The sequence below is a fragment of the Amycolatopsis marina genome (genome assembly GCF_900111885.1).
Classification (GTDB): Bacteria; Actinomycetota; Actinomycetes; order Mycobacteriales; family Pseudonocardiaceae; genus Amycolatopsis; species Amycolatopsis marina.
Genome location: NZ_FOKG01000011.1, coordinates 135421 through 155478, shown reverse-complemented (window position 1 = coordinate 155478; position 20058 = coordinate 135421). Strand labels below are relative to the sequence as shown.

Sequence of the window (20058 nt, the reverse complement as noted above, 5' to 3'; positions counted from 1 at the left end):
CTACTCCGCAGTAGCGTCCGGTTTCTCGCGAGCCGACAGGCGGCCGTCCGTTCCAAGGAGAAGCTTCCGTGCGTACCCGTCTCCGATACCTGTCATCGCTGTTGGTGCTGTTCGCCGCCGTCCCGGTCGTGGCCGTTCCCGCCGCGGCCGCCGAATCGGCCGGCGCGCCCGCCGTCCAGGAGGCGCGCACCGGCGTGCCGCCCGCGCAGGAGAATCCCGCGCCACTCGGGGCGAACGACTGGTCCTGCAAACCCACGACCGAGCATCCGCGCCCAGTGGTCCTGTTGCACGGCTTCAGTGCGCCGTCCGCTGGTCACTGGAGTGCGTTCTCCCCGTATCTCAAGGTCAACGGCTACTGCGTCTTCACCATCACATACGGTGCGATCAGGCTGCCGATCGTCGACCTCGTCGGCGGGTTCAAGCCGATCGAGTACTCGGCCGAGCAGCTGTCGATGTTCGTGAGCAAGGTGCTTGCGGCAACTCGCTCATCCACAGTAAACATCGTCGGGCATTCCGAGGGCGGGATCATGCCCCGCTACTACCTCAAGAACCTGGATGGCGCGAACAAGGTGCACAACTTCGTGGCCTGGGCGCCGCCCAACCACGGCACCTCCCTGTCCGGGCTCTACCAACTGGCGAAGCAGATCCCCGGATTCGACGAGGTGCTGCTGCCCACGGTCTGCGAGGTGTGCACCCAGTTGGTCACCGGCTCGCCGTTCATCGAGGAACTCAACTCGCCGGACGAGACGGTCGGCGACGTGCGCTACACGGTGCTCACCAGCAAGTACGACGTGCTCGTCACGCCGATCGAGACCAGTTACCTCGACGGCGCGGACAACATCTCGGTGCAGGACGTCAACCCGAGGGCGACCCCGGGGCACATCACGATGGCTTTCTCGCCGACCGTCTTCGACATCACCCAGAAGGCTCTCAGTCGCAACTGAACCTGGCGCGAATCAGCGCGGGTCTTGACCCGATCGATGGTAAGCAGTAGCTTACGTTCGTGTCCACTTACGTTATCGATGCCTGGGCCGCGCTCGGCGATCCAAGTCGGCGGCGCATCTTCAAGCTTCTCGCCGAGCGACCCCAATCGGTGACCGAGATCGCGGACGGTCTGCCGATCAGTCGCCCCGCGGTCTCCCAGCATCTGCGGCTCCTCAAGCAGGCACGCCTGGTGCAGGTCCGGTCGGAGGGCACCCGCCGCATCTACCAGGTCGATCCCGAAGGCCTGCTGGCACTGCGCGAGGAACTGGATGAGTTCTGGGGCAAGGCGCTGGTCAACTTCAAGCAGATCGCGGAACAGGAAACGGAGTAGCAATGACGACCACATCTACCGAGACATCCGTACGGCGCGAGATCGAGGTCGCCGTTCCGGTCGAGCGAGCCTTCGCCGTCTTCACCGAACAGTTCGACCTGATCAAACCACGCGAGCACAACATGCTGACCGTGCCGATCGCTGAGACCGTCTTCGAAACCCGCGCAGGCGGCGCCGTTTACGACCGCGGCGAGGACGGATCGGTGTGCCGCTGGGCGCGGGTGCTCACCTTCGAGCCGCCGCACCGGTTCGTCATCAGCTGGGACATCACACCCCGTTGGCAGATCGAGACGGACCCCGACCGGTGTAGTGAGGTCGAGGTGCGCTTCGTGGCAGTGGGGTCGGGCCGGACTCGGGTCGAACTGGAGCACCGGCACCTCGACCGCCACGGCGACGGGTGGCAGAGCGGGCGCGACGGTGTGGCCGCTGATCAAGGCTGGCCGCTCTACCTCCAGCGGTTCGCGGACGTGGCAAAGGCAAAGGAAAAGGCAAACTGAGTCTCGCAGCAGTCCCCGTCAGGGATGGTGCGTCTGCAAGTACCACCAAGCAAGATCATTCCTGTCGCCAACTAACCCCCAACCGCACTTTCCCGGGAAAGTGCTAGTCCACTCACGACACTTTTCCGGGAAAGTGCTTGGCGTGCGGGAGAAGCTGCTTGCGTCGTGCCGTTCGTCGGGTCGAAGCGACCGTTTGCCGACAGCGGAGTTGGTAGAACTGGTGTTCGAGTAGCGTCGGTGGTGTGGATGTTGGCGAGCGGGTGATTCCGGCGTGGCAGCTCCCTGCTTAATGGGCTGCTTGGTGGGCTGCTTGAGTCCGAAAAGGTGTTCCGTCGGCAGTACGGGCGGATGCTGGGACTTGTTGCGGGCCACCGAGAGTGCCCTACCGGCGCACCACCTGTTGTTGTGTGGAGTCGGACTGGACGCCGGTGTGCCTGCGCATATTGGCGTGCAATGTTCCTGTTCGGAACTGAACCGCATGGTCGTGCCTTTCGGGGGTGCTCGCGAACGGCGCTCCCGGAGGACCTACCGCCCGACCGTGATCCCGGAGGGGAGCGCCCAAGTCGATACGTTCACGGGTACCACCTCCTCGTTCTCTCGCATGGCTGCCCGGCCTCGGTTGTCACAGCCAGCCGCGGTTCGCGGCCTGCACCCCGGCCTGGAATCGGGTCGTGGCGCCGAGCCGGTCGAGCAGCGCGGTGATACGGCGCACGACGGTCCGCCGGGACAACTGCAGGCGGCGCGCGATGGCCTCGTCGGTGACTCCGGCTGCCATCAGCGTGATGACGATTCTGTCCTGTTCGGACAACTCCTCGCGGTCCGCGGTCGCCGACATCGGCACGCCGAGTGTCCACAGTGTTTCGAACACTCCGGCGAGGGCGTTGAGCAGGCCGGAGGCGTGGACGAGCATGGCCCCGTCGACCCCGGCTCGGTCCGGCTCGGGCACGAGCAGCGCCCGGTAGTCGTCACCGATGGTCAGCTTCACCGGCAGATCGGCGAGTACGCGGGCGGACTCACCCTGGTCGATCATCCTGGTCATTCCGGCGAACAGGTCCGGATCGTCGTACACAGCCTGGTGGTACACGGTCCGGTAGCGGAGACCGTCGGCCAGGCGACGGCTCTGCAGTTCCTCCTGCGCCTCGAAATGCCGAGGACGGCTGTAGTACGGCGGCCGGTCCAGCCAGCGAATCTGCTCCGCCGCCTGTTCCTGCAGCTGGCGGGTCAGGGCGATCAGGTCCAGCGGATGGTCGATGGGCTCCACATCACGGGAGTAGGTGGCGTCCCGTTGCGCGAGGTAGTACAGCCGGTCGAGTTCCTCGCCCGCCTGCCAGAGACCGGCTCGCCGAGCTTCCTCGAGTCGCAGCACCGTGAACATCACCTGATGCGGAGGCCTCGCTTCCCACAGGTCTTCCTTCTCGTCCACCAGCAGAACGGCGTCGGCCTCGGCAAGCGCGGCAAGGGCGGTCGCTACCGCCGCAAGCGGCAGGCCGGTGTGGCGCACGAGCTGATCGGAACGACGTCGCCCGCGGATGGTGAGTGCTCGGTAGACCCGCCCGTGATCGCTGTCCGGGTCGAGCGCGTCCAGCACGAGAGCCTCTCCGTCACCTGGCGCCGCTGGGCTGATCCGGCGAGCCTAGAACCCTCGTTCCAGCAGGTCAACGCGCCGATAGTCGGGTTCTGGCGCACGTGCGCTATGTCCCAGGTGCGCCAGCGGCAGCCCTGGCGGACCGGGCAGCGGCTTTGACAGCATCGGACAGCAGTGAATAACCGATAACAGAGGGCACTCAGTGAGGAATTCACATCAGGTGGAAGTCCTCCCGCTGTGCCCACCAGGTTCGCCTTCAGCCGATCCGGAGGACACTCATGCGCCGACGCTCACTTGCCGTTCCGCTCGCCGCTCTCGCTGTCACCGCCACCATGACCGCCACCATGACCGCCACCACGGCCGCCGCGGCGGCACCGCTCACCGTGCCCGCATCCTCGATCACGGCACAGGCTCCTGCCGCGGTGCAGGGGCAGCGGATCCTGCAGGTCGATTACCAGGTGCAGGAAACCGGCTACTGGTGCGGGCCGGCCGCGACCAGGATCGCGTTGTCCGCCAGGGGCGTGTACCGCAGCCAGGCGGATCTCGCCGCGGAACTGGGAACCCATGTCGGCGGAACCGACTGGATCGGGCAGGTCACTCGTGTGCTCGGCGGCTATGTGGGCTGGTACGAGACCAAGGAGATGCCGAACGATCCGCCCACGCAGGCGCAGAAGGATCTGCTGTGGCGCGACATCGTCCTCGACATCAACAACGGCTACCCGATCGTGGCCAACATCGTCGCGCCTCCGGGCAACCAGCCACCCGGATACCCGCCCAACCAGACGATTTACCACTACTTCACGGTCATCGGCTACGACGACGTCAATCGCACCGTGCTCATCGCAGATCCGGCTTCGTTCAGTGGTAACCAGTTCTACTGGCTGACCTTCGACCAGTTGGCCTCGCTCATCCCACCGAAGGGCTACAGCGCCTGATCGGTCGAGGCTGCCCGGCGAACCCGCCGGGCAGCCTCACTTGCCGCTTCCGGGACCCCGGAGAACAGGCGGAACCCGCACGGCGATCTCGGGGGAGAGGCTGGCACCGTGCAGCAGTTGCAGGTCGTCACCGCTCCAGAAGCGGCCCGGGTCGTACCACTGCGGCCGCGTGCCGCCCGGCAGCAGCCCCATCGCCGCGTAGGTGACCGCGACGATCTCGGCGCAGAATGCCGTTTCCAGGTCACTCGCGCGCTGTTTCGCCGGGACCCTTCCGCGCAGCCACCGCCCGGCAAGCCGCGCCGTGGACGGAAACGGTGTGCCGTCCAACCGAGCCACGGTGCGGAGCACGTCGTCCTCCATGTCCCGGGTGACAGTGTGGTCCAACTGGCGCAGCCAGGCGCGTTGCCCGTACTTCTGCGTCCATGTGAGCACGGCGTCGTGCAGGTCGTGCAACTGCGCGCCCCGCTGGTAGGTGCCGGACCACAGGTCCTTCAACGACCGGCCGAGCTCCGCATGCCACATCAGCGGTGGCAGATCCTCGAGTACGACCGACATCCCGACATGGTTGACCGGGCTGTTGGTCAGCGTTTGGATCGCCCTGTCGGCGGCGGACCGGCCCCGGAAGATCCACACGTCCCCGGTGCGGGTGAGGTCGGTGGCCTCGTCGAGTCCGATCCAGGTGTCGCCCATGGCGATACTCTAGGGACATGCGCTGGTGGAAGATTGTCGGTCTGGCCGGGGTCGTCGGCGTCGCTGCCACCGGGGCCGTGATAGCCAGGGGCGAGCGCCGGCGACGTGCCTACACCCCGGACGAGATTCGCGAACGCCTGCACTCCAGGGTCCGGGAGGCGACCGAACGCCCTGCGGAGTAGGCCACCCCGGCCCGGCGGTCGAGGCAGAGGTGCGCTACCTCGCGAGCAGTTCCCGGAGGGCTTCGACAACCTCGGCAGGGCTTTCCTCCGCCATGAAGTGACCGCAGGACACGGTCCTGTGGGCCAGGCCCGGTGCCCAAGCCCGCCACCGGGCCGCGGCGTCGAACCCGAGTGCCGCGCCCCAGTCCTGCTGCAGTACGGCCACCGGCATCCGCAGCTGGTTTCCGGCGGCGTGGTCCGCCTCGTCGTGCTCGACGTCGACGGTGGCCGAGGCCCGGTAGTCGGCGACGATGGAGGGAATCGCCTCGCGGGACGCGCGCAGATACGTCGCGCGGACGTCGGCAGGGATGGCGTTCGGATCGGTGGACCAGATGTCGAGGAAGTGCCCGAAGAACTCGTCCGCCGAGCCGCTGATCATGGCTTCTGGCAGCCCGGGCGGCTGCGCCATGAGGTAGAGGTGGAAGCCGACCGCGGCGGACCTCCCGTGCAGCACGTCCCACATGTCGAGGGTCGGCAGGACATCGAGGGCAGCCAGGTGTGTGACTGTTTCGGGGTGATCGAGTCCGGCGCGGATGGCCACCAGAGCCCCTCGGTCGTGGCCGGCGAGTGCGAACCGGTCGTGGCCGAGTGCGGCGGCGAGAGCCACGACGTCCGCGGCCATGGTGCGCTTCGAGTAGGTGTGCCGTCCTGTTGCGGCGGGCTTGTCGCTCTCGCCGTAGCCGCGGAGATCCGGACAGATGACGGTGTGGTCGGCGGCAAGGTCGGCGGCGACGTGCCGCCACATCAGCTGGGTCTGGGGGAACCCGTGCAGCAGCACGATGGCGCTGCCAGAGCCGCCCACCGCGACATTGAGTTCGACACCGTCGTCGACGGTGACACGTCGCTGGACGAATGCGGGAATCTTGGGTGTCATGTCGGTTCGCGCTCCTGGGGTGTGTGCTCCGGTCGTACCTCGCACATCCTCGGCACGACCGATCAGCACACGATCAGCACGCGATCAGCGACCGGGTTGAGCCGGAGGTTTCGAGTGGACGGCGATAGGTTGTCGGCGTGACCGCACGGTTTCGGGTACTGGGCCCGTTGGAGGTCGAGAACGAGCACGGGCCGGTCGACCTCAGGGGTCCTCGGCATCAGGCCGTCCTGGCCCGGCTGCTGGTCGCCAGGGGTCGGGTCGTGCCGGTCACCCGGCTGATAGACGATCTCTGGGAGACACCGCCACAGGGTGCGCTCGGCGCCCTCCAGACCTTCGTCGGCGCCCTGCGCAAGGCCCTCGAACCGGACCGCCCGCCACGCGCGCCCGCCCGGCTGCTGGTGACGGTGTCACCCGGCTACGCGTTGCGGGCCGAGCAGACAGGCGTGGACGCCTGGCGCTTCGAGAACGACGTTGTCGAGTCCGCTCGCCTGCTGTCCGGTGACAGAGCCGAGGAAGCCCGCATCCTGCTCGACGAGGCGCTCGGGTTGTGGCGAGGGCCGGCGTTCGCGGAGTTCGCCGACGAGGACTGGGCACGGGGGGCGGCGACCAGGCTCGACGAGTTGCGCCTGCTGGCCGTCGAACGCCGCGCGCAGGCCGCGTTGACGCTCGGGCAGGCGGCGGAGTCGGTGCCTGATCTTCAGGCTCATGTGACCGCTCATCCGCTGCGCGAGGACGGATGGCGGCTGCTGGCGCTGGCGCTTTACCAGACCGGGCGGCAGGGCGACGCGCTGAGTACGCTCCGCCGGGCTCGTTCGGTCCTGCGCGACGACCTCGGTGTGGACCCCGGCGAGAACCTGCGACGGCTGGAGGCGGACATCCTTGCCCAAGCCCCGCACCTGGCCTCCAGGTCCGCTGTGGAGCTGCCGAACACGCGGACCGCGCAGGTCGGACGGACCCGGTCGGCCGAGCATCCGTTCGTCGGGCGCGGTCCGGAACTCGACGAACTGCGGAGCGCGGCCGTCGCTGTCGGATCCGCCGGGATGCCACGGCTCGCCTTGCTGTCCGGGGCCGCGGGCGCGGGCAAGACCGCACTGGCCCGTGCGCTGACCCGCCTCCTGGAATCCGACGGCTGGACAACGGCGTGGGGTTCCAACCCGGAACTGCGCGGCGCGCCGGGAGCCTGGCCGTGGACGCGGATACGGGCGAGTCTGGTCTCGGCGGGACATCTGCCCGAGGCCGCGGGCGACCCTGTCCAAGGTGCCAGTACGGACGATCCCGTCTCGGCGCGTTTCCACCGGCACAACGCGATCGCCTCGGCCGTGGCCACAGTCTCCGCGAAGGGGCCAGTCCTGCTGGTCTTCGACGACCTGCACTGGGCGGACGAGGAGACGCTCGCCCTGCTGACCGCGCTGGCCACCGACAGCGGCGCCGGCCGGGTGCTGATCGTCGCCACGTACCGGTCCACCGAGATCTCGCCCGCACTGGCTGAGGCTCTCGGGCGGGCCGCCCGCGCCGAACCCACGCGGATCTACCTGAGCGGCCTGGCCGAATCGCAGGTTCAGGAACTGGTCCACGGGGTCACCGGCCGCGAGATCACCACAGCCGACGCGCGGACGATCCACAGGCGCAGCGGAGGAAACCCGTTCTTCGTGCGCGAGCTGGTCCGGCTCTGGGAGGCAGAGGGTGAGGCAGCGCTGCTCGCGGTGCCCCACGGGGTGCGTGACGTCATCCGGCAGCGCCTTGCCGGGCTCGCCCAAGCGGCGCGAACACATCTGCGCCAGGCCGCGGTGATCGGCGAGGAGGTCGACCTCGATGTGCTGATCGCCCTCGCCGGTGCCGAGGATCCTGTCCTGGACTCCATCGAAGCCGCCCTGCTCGCGGGTTTCCTGGTCGAGCAGAACGCGGACAGGCTCACGTTCGCGCACGCGCTGGTGTACGAGACGCTTTACCGCGAAGTTCCACGTGCTCGCCGCACGCGCTGGCACGCCACGATTGCCGAGATCCTCGAAAAGGTACGGCCAGGGGACGTGGAGGCCATCGCCGAGCACAACCTTCGCGCGGAGGGCAGGGCCGATGCGACCCGTACCGCGCACTACACGCGTGCCGCCGCCGAACGGGCGGAGCAGCGGTTCGCCCCGCACGACGCCGCGCGGTTGTGGCGGGAGACGGTCGCGGCGCTGGATCGCGCGGGAAGCAGCAACGGCAGGGAGCGTCTTGTCGCGGCCGTGGGCATGGTCCGCGCGCTGGCCGTGACCGGGGACCTCGGACAGGCACGGCGACACCGTGCCGAAGCGATCACCGCAGCGGAGGCACTCGGTGATCCGGTGCTGACCGCGGGCGTGATCGGGGCGTTCGACGTCCCGGCGATCTGGACGGCCAATGACGACGAGGTGCTGTCCGCCCGCCTCGTTGCGGCGGCCGAACGCGCGCTCACCACTCTGCCCACAGGACACGACGCCGAACGCGCCCGACTGCTGATCACCATCGCGATGGAGCGGCGCGGGGACTCAAGCCCGCGGGGTGACCAGGCGGCGCGGACAGCGGAGGAGATCGCTCGCCGTCTCGGGGACCCCACACTGCTGGCATTCGCGCTCAACGGGCGCTACATGCACACGTTCCACCGGACCGGACTCGCCCCGCGACGCGCTCGGCTCGGTGCGGAACTGCTCGACCTGGCGGGTCGCCACGACCGACTGGTGACGTTCGAGGTGCTCGGGCACCTGATCCTCGTACAGGCCCGCGCCGCACTCGCCGATCTCGAGGCAGCCGATCGCCACGCCGCCGCGGCCGACCTGCTCGCCGAACGCTACGAACTGCCCCTCGTCGGCGTCTTCACCGACTGGTACGCCGCGCTCCGGCTCGCCGTCACCGGCCAGGCGGACGAGGCCCGGCGTGCGTATCGCACGAGCGCATCCCGGCTCGCCGGCACCGGAATGTCCGGACTGGCCGAAGGGATCCTCCCGCTCGCACTGCTCGGGATCAGAGCCCCGACCGGGATGACGACCAGCATGGACGACGACTGGGGCCCGTACGAGAGCTGGGCCCGTCCGCTGGCTCTATTCGCGCAGGGCGATCGCGATCAGGCGCTCACGGCGCTGAACGCCATGCCCGACTCGCCACGGGACCTGCTACTCGAGGCACGTCTGTGCCTGCACGCCGCCGCTGCGATCCAGGCAGGCGACCGTCCGAGGATGGAACGCCTGTACGCCGAGCTGCTCCCCGCGGCTGACGAACTCGCCGGAGCGGGCAGTGGGCTGTTCAGCCTCGGACCTACGGCATTTCACCTCGGCCGGCTGTCCAGCGCACTCGGACGACCTCGTCACGCCGCCGAACACTTCCGGAATGCGCGCTCGATCGCGGACAGGTCGCAGTCACCGCAGTGGTCCGCGGCGGCCCGCGACGCACTACGTCACCTCGGTGGGCAACACTCCGGTTCGAGCTGACTCGGCACGTCTCGCGCCCGAGCCAGCCGGACAGTCCTCAGATCGAGACCCCGTGGCGCTGCAGCCAGGACAGTGGGTCTGTCTTGCTGCCGCTCTGCTGCACCTCGAAGTGCAGGTGTGGGCCAGTGGACTGGCCACGGTTTCCCACAGTGGCGATCTGCTCACCGGCGGAGACCTGCTCGCCGACGGAAACCATGGACTCGTTGACGTGCCCGTAAACGGTGACGAGCCCACGTGCGTGCTGCACCCGCACCCACATGCCGAAGCCGCTCGCCGCACCGGAGTCGATCACCTTTCCGTCCATCGCGGACAGGATGGGCGTGCCGATGCTGTTGGCGATGTCGATTCCGTTGTGCGGACTGCCGCCCCGCATTCCGAATTGCGAAGTCAGGGTTCCGGTGGTCGGCTGGACTACTTCGGCGGTGGCCTCTTTCCGGGCCGCGCTGTCGTTTTCCTGCTTCTCCGCCTCGGCGGCCTTCTTGGCTTCTCTGGCTTCGTCAGCCTTCTCGGCCTCCTTGGCCTTCTTAGCCCTTTCAGCTTCCTCAGCTTTCTCAGCCGCAGCTTCTGCTTTCGCCTTCGCCGCCTCTTCCTGCTTCCGTTTCTCGCTCGCGAGTTCCTTCTGCAGGTTCGCCAGTGTCAGGTACGGATGCGCGGAATTGATCTCGCTGACTTCGGTTTGCGCGCGATGGTCCTGAGGCGCGGCGGGTGCGGACGTACTGGCTGGTACAGCGATGATCGACAACGTTGTGAGCAGTGTTGCCGGTACTCCCAGAGTGAGCAGGTGACGTGCACCCATGTAGTAACTCCATAAAAATGACGTGAGCAATCACAGCCGTGTAACTCTGCTGGGTAATGCTCGGGCAAGGCCTCCGCGAACTATCCGCGAGCCTTTTCGTCAGCACCATGAAACTTGATGCGCGCCACAACAATTAGGTCACAAATTCGGCAATTCTCGGCGCACTGTGGCCGACTGAACACACACTGCATTGCGGTTGCGCGGACAGATGTGTGCTGGGTTACTGTTTCGCGAGTCCGCGGATCGGCACTTCGCTATGGCGCCGGGCGCTCCTCGATGAGGGCCTCCGGTGCGGACAGGCGCCAGGCCTCGTAGACGAGTTCGGCGAGTTCGTCGGCGTCGATGCCGGCCAGATACACCACGACCCAGCCGAAGCTGCCCGTGGTGAACTGCACCTCGAACACGTCCGGCCGCTCCGACACCAGGGCGAGCTGCTCGTGCAGTGTCTGCTTCAGTCCCACCGTCTGTGTGCGCGGCCAGTAGTACCCGAAACGCTTCCCGTGCACGCTGAACGACGTGTACTCGCCGCCCTGCGCGCGATCGATGCCCGGCAGAGCATTCACCAGTCGCAGGAACTGACCGCTTTCGACACCCATGACCGGAATTATCGCGGATTCCTCCGACAAGCCGCGGCCCGGCGGGCCAGCCGAAGTCGGTCGTGCGTCATCAGACCTGGTGAATTGGGCTGGCAAGCGGCTTGAATTCGCTTAGTGTCGATTAGGTTGCGGAAAGTAGTCATGATTGGGGAGTCGTGCACGGACAGGACAGCGGCGACTGCACCCTCTTGACGGCGCTGCGGTTTCGAGGCCCGCCAAGGCGGAGATCGGGGCCCGCGGAGTGCGGATCGTGGGCATTCTCGCCAGCCGGATCGCGCTCTGGGGATGGCTCAGCTGCCGCGGAAGGACGCCAGACTTCGCCGACTGGCTGGCTACGACGGTGTCCCGGCTGGGGCCTGCTTTCATCAAGACGGCACAGTTGCTCAGCACTCGGGTGGATCTGCTGCCGCCGCGTGTGTGCCACGGGCTGTCACGACTGCATGACGCCGTGCCCGCGCCCCCTGCCGCGGACATGGCTTCCGTGCTGCGGCGGCACCTCGGCGACCTCGGCCGGACGATCACGGCACGGCGCCTCGAACCGGCAGCGGCCGGCAGCATCGCCTGCGTGTACCGGGTCACGGAGCACGACGGCCGGGTACTGGCGGTGAAGGTCCGCAGACCAGGAATCGAACGGTTGCTGGCAGTCGACCTTACGTTGCTCCGCGGCTGCGCCCGGCTACTCGCGTTGCTGCCCCCGCTGCGTGGCGTGCCGGTGGTGCACATTGTCGACCAGCTCGCGAGCTGCATCCGGGAGACCTCTACTTCCGGGCAGACGGTTTGGTCGCACTGGTCGACGCGGGGTTCACCATGCAGCTCACGCCGTACGCGCGGACCAAGTTCACCGCGATCTTCTACTGCATGAGCCTTGGCGGGCCGCAGGTCCCCGACGTGGGCGACAAGATTCACGCCAATGTGCAGTGTCACGGGTTCGGCGCCGTCCGCGGCAGGGAGCGCACAGTCCCACGGGCGTTCGCCCAAACACTCCTTGCGGCCGCTGGTCCGGCGGGATAGAAAGGACAGCCGACGCGAGGCACAACGGCGTGTCCGCAGGAGCACTGGGAGATGTAATGCGTCGCATCCTGACCCTCACCGCGGTGACCGCCCTGCTGGCCACCGGTATGGCCACGCCACTCGCTTCGGCCCAGGCTCCGCACCGGCCGGGCGGGCCGTGCATCCAGGACCAGCAGCACGTCAGCCGGGCCAGCGTCGCGGGCTACGACGACGTGGTGCGGGAACTCGATCGCATCGAGCGCACCTCCGGCGGACGGGTCGACGTCGCCAGCACCGGAACGTCAGGCGAGGGCCGGGATCTGCTGTACGCCACGGTCGGCGACGGTCCGCGGACCTTCTGGTTGCAGGCCCGTATCCACGGCGACGAACTGCACAGCACGGAGGCGGTGCTGCAGATACTCGACTGGTTGGCCTCGGGAAGCCCATGGGCCCGGCAGGTGCGCGAGAACCTCACGGTGGTGGTCATCCCGATGTACAACCCGGACGGCGCCGAGGCGAACATCCGGCAGAGCACGACACCTACCCGTACCGACCTCAACCGGGACTGGGAGAACTTCGTGCAGCCGGAGTCACCGGCGTTCTGGCGGTTGTGGCGGGACACGGCCCCGACCTACGCACTGGACCTGCACCACATGAGCGAAGCGCCCGTGGTCGAGGGCACCGACGACCTCAACCAGTTCCAGATCGGTGCCCGCTCGATCTCGCCGTCGCGAATGACCGAACAGCAATGGCAGACGAACCGGGCGATGGCGATGGTCAGCGTCGACGCCCTCGCGGGTTACGGCCCGGTCAACGTCGCGAAGTACCCGGACATCGACATCACGAATGCCGTCCTGTCCCGGATGTTGATGGGCGGAACCGCACCGGCCGGTGAGCAGCCGGTGGCCGAGACACCGACCCAGGGAGCGATCTTCTACGAAGTGCGTTCGGTCGGACAGAAGAGCAACGGACAGCTGGAGAACCTCTTCCGCATCCCGACCGTCGCGGTGCTCCAGGCTGCCGCGGTTGGCGAGCTGGCGAACTACGACCTGTCCGGCTATGACGCGGTCCCCTACGGAGAGCGGGGCACCTGCGGCGGCATGTAGAACGGGGCGAATCGGTGAGTGGGCGGACGCGGCGCGAGGGGTGGACTACCGGTCGTCCTCCGGCCGGACGGCAGACGCGGTGATCCGGCCGCCCGCGACGCGCACGGTGATGTGCACCGGGTCCGTTCCACCCCGCCGTACGCGGACCAGTTCTGCGGCGACCGGTGCCGCGAGCTCGGTCCGCAGGTGACGGCGCAGGGCCCTGGCTCCGTATACCGGATCGAAACCACGCCGCGCGAGCAGCTGGACAGTCGTGTCGTCGACGTCGAGGCGCACGCCGCGCCCGCGCATCCGGCGACGCAACAGTTCCACCTCCAACCTGGTCACCTCGACGGCGGTGTCCGGATCGATCTCCGCGAACTCGACGATTTCGTCGATCCGATTGAGGAACTCCGGGTCGAAGAACTCGGTCAGCGCGCGGGAGAGCACTGCCCGCTCGCTGCGGGGGAGGACCCTGCGCCACCGGTTCGCGCGGCGCCGGGCGAGTTCGGCCGACCCCAGGTTGGAGGTCAGGAACACGAAGCTGTTGCGGAACGAGATCGTCTCCCTGCCGTTCGCGAGCCGCAGCACGCCGGTGTCCAGCACGTGTAGCAGTGCCCGCAGCACGGCCGGGTGCGCCTTCTCGACCTCGTCGAAGAGGACGATGCCCGGCCGGTAGGGGTCTCCCTCCACTGTGGATCGGTCGAAGACGCTGATTCCCTCCTTGCTCCCAGCGTATCCCGGCGGGGCTCCGCTGAACGAGGCCGCGTAGTGCTCCTGCGCGAGTGCGCTCATGTCCACCCTGCACAGATCGTCGGGGCCAGACCGCAGTTCGGCCGCCACCCGTCGCACCAGTTCGGTCTTGCCGACACCGGTCGGGCCGACGAGAAGAAGATTGGCGAGTGGCCGGTCCGGGTCGTGCGCGCCCGCGCTGGCGAGCACCGTGGCGCGCACGACCGCCTCGACGGCACGATCCTGGCCGAGTACCCGGCTACGTAGCCGGGCCGCGACGGCGTTCGCCGCGTTGTCCGGTGGTTCCTGTCGCTCGTTCTGGGCGGCGATGCCGTCCGGGGGAGAGGCACCGGCACCGGTCCGGTGCCGGTTCTGCTCGTGGAACATGTCGGTCAGGTAGGGCATCCATGGCTCCGGTCGGTGGTGGCGGGCCGGTCGTTTAGGCCTCTCTGGCCCGTTCGACCGGGAGCGAGCCGACGCGGCATTCCGCCACGCCGACGGTGTCCCTGGTGATGGCCTGCACGTTCTCCTGGGCTTTCTGGGCGTCGGTCACCCACAGCTTGTAGAAGTCGAACGGGCAGTCGGCCACGCCCGTGTCGCCGTCGCCTGCCGCGTGCACGCCCGAGTAACCCCGGTGCAGCAGTTTGAAGAGATGGTTCTGCGACTGGTCGTTCTCGCGTGCGTCCCGGATCGCCGACAGCGACAGTTGCGCGTACTGGATTCCGTACTCCTCCTCGCCGGTCTCGCCGAGGGTGCGACCGTCGAAGCCGATGATCGAGGAGTGGCCGAAATAGGAGTAGACGCCGTCGAAGCCCGCGGCGTTGGCGACGGCGACGTAGCAGTTGTTGGCCCACGCCATGGCCTTGGCCATCAGCACCTGCTGGTCCTTGGCCGGATACATGTAACCCTGGCAGCGCACGATCAGTTCGGCGCCCTTCATCGCGCAGTCGCGCCAGATCTCCGGGTAGTTGCCGTCGTCGCAGATGATCAGCGAGACCTTCATACCCTTCGGGCCCGCGGTCACGTACGTCGTGTCACCCGGATACCAGCCCTCGATCGGGCACCACGGCAGAATCTTGCGGTATTTCTGCACGATGTCGCCGCGGTCGTTGATCAGCACGAGGGTGTTGTAGGGCGGCTTGTCGGGATGCTCCTCGTGCCGTTCACCGGTGATCGAGAAGACGCCCCACGTGCCGGCCTCCCTGCAGGCGGCGGCGAAGATGTCGGTCTCCTCGCCGGGGACGGTGGCGGCCGTGGCGAACATCTCGTCCGGGTCGTACATGATGCCCTGGGTCGAGTACTCGGGGAACACGACCAGGTCCATGCCGGGCAAACCGCTCTTCATGCCGACGACCATGTCGGCGATCTTGCGAGCGTTGTCGAGTACCTCGGACTTCGTGTGCAGCCGGGGCATCTTGTAGTTCACCACCGCGATGCCGACGGTGTCGGGGCTGGCGGAAATGTCTCCGTGTCGCATGTTTCTCCTTCGGTTGTGGTGCTGGTGCGCGGTAGTCAGGCCGTTGCGGCGGCTCGAGCGGTGGCGGGGGAGGTGTCCCGCGATCGGGACGCGAGCAGTGCGGCGAGTCCGATGAGCGCCGCGGCGACGGCCGCGGCGAGCAGGCCGGTGCCGGTGTTCGAGCGGTAGGCCCCGGTCATCGCGAGGAAGGCGGGGACCGTGCACGTGGGCTGACTGAGCAGAACCACCGCCCAGCCGGTGAACCTGGTCAGTTCCTGTCTGCCCAGTCCGAGCACGAGGAAGAACAGCGTCCACAACAGAGCCCACGCCAGCCAGATGACACCGAACACCGGATCACCGTTGCGCCAGAAGGACAGGCCCGCGTACACCACGGCACAACCCGCGACGAACAGCGAGAACCAGCCGACACCCTCCGGTTCGAGGCCCGCGAGGTTCGCCACTCCGACGTAGAGGTAAGTGAAGCCGAACAGATACAGCCCGGACGCCGCCAGTATCGCGTCGGCGTCGCCGCCCGCCTGCACTATCAGCACTGTCGGTGTAAGACACTGCAGGGCGCCGACGAAGAGGTTCAGCGCGCCCGCCGACCGAGGAGGTACGCGGCCGAGCAGCATCAACCCGTTCACCAGCAGCACCGCGCCGACGTAGAGCAGACCGACGTTGTTCATCCTGGCCTCCCATCAGGTGAGGGTCCAGCGAGTTATGTTCAAATGAAGTAATTTCAAATGAAAGTAAATGGTCGAGGCGGTGCCGTCAAGATTTCGTCGCCGATCGGGAGTTACAGCCGGGTCACGACGTCGAACTCGTACCCGTCGGCAACCGCGAGGTGGACGTGCTGGGCGGCTTGCGGACCGTGGAACTCCATGGTGCCGCGCGGCCCGTCGTAGGCGGTGCCGTCGATCGCCGCGTTCAGGTCGCGCAGGTCGGCACTACCTGCCCTGTGGGTGAGCTGGGCCAGCGTGTGCAGGCCCTCGTAACACGACTCCGCGGCGTTGTTCAGCGGTGGCGCGTGCACGCCGTGCAACCGCACATACGAACCCAGCAGGTCCATCGCTCCCGCGGACACCAGCGATCGGAAGTAGCCCGCGGCGACGAACAGGTTCTTCGTGCTCGCCTCGCCACTCGCGATCAGCATGTTCTCTTCCATCAACGGGCTGAATCGCAGTAGGCGCTCGTGCAGACCCCGTGCGGCGAAGCAGCGGTTGAACTCGACCGCGTCCTGTCCGACGAGCAGCATCAGCACCCCGTCGCAGCCGGCGTCGCGCACCAGATCCACGGCTCGGCCCATGTCGGGCGTTCCGAGCCCGACGAACGTCTCACCGCGGATCCGTAGGCCGAGTTCCCGTGCGTACTGATGGACGGCCGCCGTCGATCCGCGCGGCCAGACGTAGTCGTCGCCGACGATGAACCAGTCGCGGGCACCGAGGTTGTCCCGCAGCCAGCGCAGTGCGGGCGCGATCTGGCACCGTGGGGTCTCGCCCGAGCAGAAGACGCCCGGCCTGCGTTCGCCGCCCTCGTACAGCGAGGTGTACACGTACGGGACACGATCGGCGAGTACCGGCGCGATCGCGTGCCGCACCGAGGAGATGTGCCAGCCGGTGACCGCGTCCACCGCGCCCCGCTCCACCAACGCGCGCAGTTCGGTGGCGACGATCTCGGGTGCGGCGCCGCCGTCGACAACCTCGGCGACGACCTCGCGGCCCAGTATTCCGCCGCGCTCGTTGAGTTCGCGCACCGCCAGATCGGTGATCGCTTCGCAGGAAGGTCCGAACAGGCCTGCCGGTCCCTGCAGGGGGACCACCATTGCGACGCGCCACAGGTCCGCGCGACCGCGATCCAGGATCACCGGGCCGGTTGCCATGAGGGACTCCGAACGGGCGTGGGCCGCCTCCCCGTCGACTGAATCAGTTTCAGGTGGAAGTCTTACAATTGGAAGGAATTCGCGCAAGGGTGAGGACAGGGGACCATGGACGTACGCGACACCGGTGCCGGGGTGGGGCTGAGCAGCAGACTGGTCAGGGCGGCGCGGACGGTGACGGCACGGGTCGAGCAGGTGCTGCGGCCCGAGGGGGTCACGTTCGACCAGTGGCTGGTGCTGGACGCGCTCGCGGCCGCGGGCGGGCTGACGATGTCCGAACTCACGGCGCGAACGATGGCAACCGGTCCCACCCTCACCCGGGTGGTCGATCGGCTGGTGACCGCGGCGGCTGCCTACCGGGAGGTCGACCTGGCGGATCGCCGGAAGGTGCGGGTTTATCTCAGTTCTCGTGGCCTCGCCGAACACGCCCGGCTCGCGCCGAAGGTGACGGAGGTCGAGGTGGCCGTGCTCGGCCGGGTGAGCAGGCCCGGCCCGCTGCTCACGGCCCTCGACGGTATCGGGGACTGACGGCGAGACCGCGCGGGTCAACAGGTCACGTTGACGGTGTAGTAGCCCGCGTTGTCGCTGATCTTCGACCATTTCCCGCCCGGGAACGTCCGGAAGCGCTCTAGCCGGTGCAGCCGTTCGGGATGTAGACGGCACGATCACCGCACTCCGCCCGGGCGACCCAATCCGGGTCGGCGAGACGCCGGTACTCGTCACGCACACGGCAGGCCGCTCAGCTGGGTGAGTGCAGTCGCCCGCTAACTCTTACACCTTGTCAATGGTCGTGTTCGGTAGATACTCTTACACCCTGTAAGAGTTACTCGGATCGTCGACAGGAGCACCATGGGTTCCCTTGCCCGAACCGACCCCAAGCAGTTCATCGCGGACTTCGTCACGTCCTTCACCGAGGACATCGTCCACACCGACGAGGACGCGGGGCAGATCGTCGACCGGTACCACACGCCGGACGTCGTCCAGATCGCCGACGGACACCGACTTGACCGGGACAAGTTGATCGCGCACACGAGGCCGGTGCGCAAGAAAAAGCCCACCGCCCGGGTAGAGGTGCATGAGGCGCTGACGGACGGGGAGCAGCTCGCCGCTCGCTACACGTTGCATGTGGAGGACACCAAACGGGATCTCGCCATAGAGGTCCATTTTTTCGGCCGATTCGCCGCGGACGGCCGCATGCGGCAGGCGAACATCCTCACCCGCACGCTGCCTGCCCCCGGGTTCCCGTGACCGCCGGTCCCGGCCCAGTCCGGGGAAGTCGGCCCGCAGGCCCGGCAGGGCCACCGCTCGCGGCTTAGGGTTTGTGTATGGCCGACGCGGACATTCACTTCTACTTCGACCCTGTGTGCCCGTTCTGCTGGATGACCAGCAAATGGGTGCGCATGGTGCAGGCGAAGCGGGATTACGTGGTGGACTGGCGGTTCATCTCGCTGCGTATGGTGAACGCGGCGGTCGACTACGACGCGCAGTTCCCGCCGGAGTACGAGGCGGGACACACCGCGGGCCTCCGGCTGCTGCGAGTGGCGGCCCGTACCCGTGCCGAACACGGACGGGACGCGGTCGCCCGGTTGCACGTGGCGCTCGGAACCCACATCTTCGATCAGGAGTCAGTGGCAGGTACGGAGCCCGGACACTCCGGCACCCGCGAGTTCGCCGAGCCGGTCCTGGCGGACGCAGGCCTGCCGGGCGAGCTCGCCGACGCACTGGACGACGCCAGCTGGGACAAGGTCGTCCGTGCCGAGACCGACGAGGCGCTGGCACTCACCGGCAAGGACGTCGGAACCCCCATCCTGCACTTTCAACCGCCCACCGGTGTCGCGTTCTTCGGTCCGGTGATCAGTCGCCTGCCCACCGAGGAGCAGGCGGTCGAACTCTGGGACCACGTGGTCGGGCTGGCTCGCTTCCCGGGTTTCGCCGAGCTGAAACGCAGTCTGCGTGAGCTACCGCAACTGCGAGCGCTCGGCGTGCGCGCGGACGAGGTGGGCGAACAAGAGGACTGGCACGGGGGTAGCCGCAGGCAGAAGCGCTGATACGCGTGCGGCCGAGGTGGCCGCGCTCGTTCAGCGAACGTCACGACCGTTCGGGTTGCTGTGTGTTTGGCCGCGGTGCCGTGTCGGCGAGGAAGCGGCCTATCTCGCCGGCCACGCTCTCTGGTTTGTCGAGCATCGAAAGCACGTAGGCTCCTGCCACCTCGCCGTAGCGCCCCTTTGGGAACAACTCGGCCAATCTGGGGCCGTGTGCCGGTGGCATCATCCGATTGTCCGGGGACCAGAGGACCAGAGCGTCACCCTCGAAGCGGCTCAGCGCCTCGGTGTCACGGATGAGTTCCGACTTGTCGAACGTACTCCGGCAGTAGGCGATCAGATCCCGGCGGATATCGGCATCGTGCAGGGCGGATTCGGTCCAGCCGTGGACCAGGTCGTCGGAAAGTGGACGTCGTGCCATCTGTCCGAACAGCAGTGGGCTACGCCGTAACCAGCTGATTCGCAGTTGCCTGCAGGCGAGCTGGATTCCGCCGGGCAGCCGGGTCGCGATGCCCACCATTTTCCCCGGCAGGCCGGGCGGAAAGTTGTCGAACGCCTCGCACGGCAGGATCACCTGACGTGCCACGCGGTGATCGAGGCCATGGGCAGTCAGAAACAGTGCGCCACCCCAGTCGGTGTGCACCAGGGTGACGTCCTCGAGGTCGAGTGCGTCGAGAACGTCGGCGACCAGCCTGACCTGCCCGCGCAGGGTGAGATCCGCACTCGCGTTCATCGGCCTGCGGTGTGCGCCCAGCGGCAGTACCGGGCGCACGTATCGGAAGCCTTCGGGTAGGAGCGGCAGGGCCCGATCCCACTGCGTGTGGTTCATCAACAGGCCGTGCAGCAGGACGACCGGTGGGCCTGACCCGGTCTCGTCGTACTCGATGACGCCGGAAGGTGTTTCCACGGTCTGCATGCGTCCTCC

Annotated in this window: 21 protein-coding genes; 11 read left to right on the top strand and 10 right to left on the bottom strand. The window is 67.6% G+C overall.

The annotated features are described in order from the left end of the window. The first annotated feature begins 68 nt into the window (after positions 1–68). From BM199_RS19145 to BM199_RS19135, 3 genes are read left to right on the top strand one after another with little or no spacing between them, the layout of a single operon-like run. Positions 69–944 (top strand): esterase/lipase family protein, encoded by an 876-nt coding sequence (locus BM199_RS19145; RefSeq protein ID WP_091674628.1) that lies wholly within the window; start codon positions 69–71, stop codon positions 942–944. Positions 945–1003: 59 nt separating this feature from the next. Continuing rightward, entirely contained in the window at positions 1004–1315 is a 312-nt protein-coding gene (locus BM199_RS19140; RefSeq protein WP_091674627.1) for an ArsR/SmtB family transcription factor, read from the top strand. Between the two features lie 2 nt (positions 1316–1317). Then, on the top strand, positions 1318–1812 hold the full coding sequence (locus tag BM199_RS19135; protein ID WP_091674626.1) for an SRPBCC family protein: 495 nt from the start codon (positions 1318–1320) through the stop codon (positions 1810–1812). Between the two features lie 622 nt (positions 1813–2434). Here the strand turns inward: BM199_RS19135 and BM199_RS19130 are convergent. Continuing rightward, entirely contained in the window at positions 2435–3400 is a 966-nt protein-coding gene (locus tag BM199_RS19130; protein WP_091674625.1) for a LuxR C-terminal-related transcriptional regulator, read from the bottom strand. Between the two features lie 275 nt (positions 3401–3675). On the opposite strand from BM199_RS19130, the gene BM199_RS19125 reads away from it, so the two are divergent. Continuing rightward, positions 3676–4332 (top strand): C39 family peptidase, encoded by a 657-nt coding sequence (locus BM199_RS19125; RefSeq protein WP_091674624.1) that lies wholly within the window; start codon positions 3676–3678, stop codon positions 4330–4332. 36 nt (positions 4333–4368) lie between these two features. On the opposite strand, the gene BM199_RS19120 is transcribed toward BM199_RS19125, so the two are convergent. Then, complete coding sequence (locus BM199_RS19120; protein ID WP_091674623.1) at positions 4369–5022, bottom strand: hypothetical protein; 654 nt, start codon at positions 5020–5022, stop codon at positions 4369–4371. A 17-nt stretch (positions 5023–5039) separates the two neighbouring features. On the opposite strand from BM199_RS19120, the gene BM199_RS33915 reads away from it, so the two are divergent. After that, a complete protein-coding gene (locus tag BM199_RS33915; RefSeq protein WP_177242689.1) occupies positions 5040–5204 on the top strand; it encodes a hypothetical protein in 165 nt (54 codons plus the stop codon). A gap of 34 nt (positions 5205–5238) precedes the next feature. Here BM199_RS33915 and BM199_RS19115 read toward each other — a convergent pair whose 3' ends face one another. After that, complete coding sequence (locus BM199_RS19115; RefSeq protein WP_091674622.1) at positions 5239–6117, bottom strand: alpha/beta fold hydrolase; 879 nt, start codon at positions 6115–6117, stop codon at positions 5239–5241. A 137-nt stretch (positions 6118–6254) separates the two neighbouring features. Here BM199_RS19115 and BM199_RS19110 point away from each other — a divergent pair, with 137 nt between their 5' ends. Next, a complete protein-coding gene (locus BM199_RS19110; RefSeq protein ID WP_091674621.1) occupies positions 6255–9560 on the top strand; it encodes an ATP-binding protein in 3306 nt (1101 codons plus the stop codon). A gap of 37 nt (positions 9561–9597) precedes the next feature. On the opposite strand, the gene BM199_RS19105 is transcribed toward BM199_RS19110, so the two are convergent. After that, a complete protein-coding gene (locus BM199_RS19105; RefSeq protein WP_245788459.1) occupies positions 9598–10302 on the bottom strand; it encodes a M23 family metallopeptidase in 705 nt (234 codons plus the stop codon). A 308-nt stretch (positions 10303–10610) separates the two neighbouring features. Continuing rightward, positions 10611–10952, bottom strand: a complete 342-nt coding sequence (locus tag BM199_RS19100; RefSeq protein ID WP_091674619.1) for an MmcQ/YjbR family DNA-binding protein — start codon at positions 10950–10952, stop codon at positions 10611–10613. A 250-nt stretch (positions 10953–11202) separates the two neighbouring features. Between BM199_RS19100 and BM199_RS19095 the strand changes: the two genes are divergently transcribed. Together BM199_RS19095 and BM199_RS19090 are read left to right on the top strand one after the other, a co-directional pair. Next, on the top strand, positions 11203–11814 hold the full coding sequence (locus BM199_RS19095) for an AarF/UbiB family protein (protein WP_143101870.1): 612 nt from the start codon (positions 11203–11205) through the stop codon (positions 11812–11814). Between the two features lie 205 nt (positions 11815–12019). Further along, positions 12020–13048, top strand: coding sequence for a M14 family zinc carboxypeptidase (locus tag BM199_RS19090; RefSeq protein ID WP_091674617.1), 1029 nt, complete (start codon positions 12020–12022; stop codon positions 13046–13048). A gap of 45 nt (positions 13049–13093) precedes the next feature. Here the strand turns inward: BM199_RS19090 and BM199_RS19085 are convergent, their stop codons facing one another. The 4 genes from BM199_RS19085 to BM199_RS19070 all read right to left on the bottom strand — a co-directional run bounded on the left by BM199_RS19085 (position 13094) and on the right by BM199_RS19070 (position 17094). After that, positions 13094–14164: an AAA family ATPase gene (locus tag BM199_RS19085; RefSeq protein WP_091674616.1), complete on the bottom strand. Its 1071-nt coding sequence runs from the start codon at positions 14162–14164 to the stop codon at positions 13094–13096. Between the two features lie 34 nt (positions 14165–14198). Beyond that, complete coding sequence (locus tag BM199_RS19080) at positions 14199–15236, bottom strand: aliphatic amidase (protein WP_091674615.1); 1038 nt, start codon at positions 15234–15236, stop codon at positions 14199–14201. 35 nt (positions 15237–15271) lie between these two features. Continuing rightward, the gene (locus BM199_RS19075) at positions 15272–15901 is read right to left on the bottom strand and encodes an AmiS/UreI family transporter (RefSeq protein WP_091674614.1); all 630 of its coding nucleotides are present in this window, start codon (positions 15899–15901) and stop codon (positions 15272–15274) included. Between the two features lie 110 nt (positions 15902–16011). Next, positions 16012–17094, bottom strand: a complete 1083-nt coding sequence (locus BM199_RS19070) for a substrate-binding domain-containing protein (RefSeq protein ID WP_245788458.1) — start codon at positions 17092–17094, stop codon at positions 16012–16014. Positions 17095–17199: 105 nt separating this feature from the next. On the opposite strand from BM199_RS19070, the gene BM199_RS19065 reads away from it, so the two are divergent. The 3 genes from BM199_RS19065 (at position 17200) to BM199_RS19055 (ending at position 19139) form a co-directional block, all read left to right on the top strand. Beyond that, positions 17200–17619 (top strand): MarR family winged helix-turn-helix transcriptional regulator, encoded by a 420-nt coding sequence (locus BM199_RS19065; protein ID WP_091674613.1) that lies wholly within the window; start codon positions 17200–17202, stop codon positions 17617–17619. Between the two features lie 321 nt (positions 17620–17940). Further along, positions 17941–18339, top strand: coding sequence for a nuclear transport factor 2 family protein (locus BM199_RS19060; RefSeq protein ID WP_091674612.1), 399 nt, complete (start codon positions 17941–17943; stop codon positions 18337–18339). A 77-nt stretch (positions 18340–18416) separates the two neighbouring features. Beyond that, positions 18417–19139: a DsbA family protein gene (locus BM199_RS19055; RefSeq protein WP_091674611.1), complete on the top strand. Its 723-nt coding sequence runs from the start codon at positions 18417–18419 to the stop codon at positions 19137–19139. Positions 19140–19179: 40 nt separating this feature from the next. On the opposite strand, the gene BM199_RS19050 is transcribed toward BM199_RS19055, so the two are convergent. Next, positions 19180–20049, bottom strand: a complete 870-nt coding sequence (locus BM199_RS19050; RefSeq protein WP_091674610.1) for an alpha/beta fold hydrolase — start codon at positions 20047–20049, stop codon at positions 19180–19182. Positions 20050–20058 lie beyond the last annotated feature (9 nt).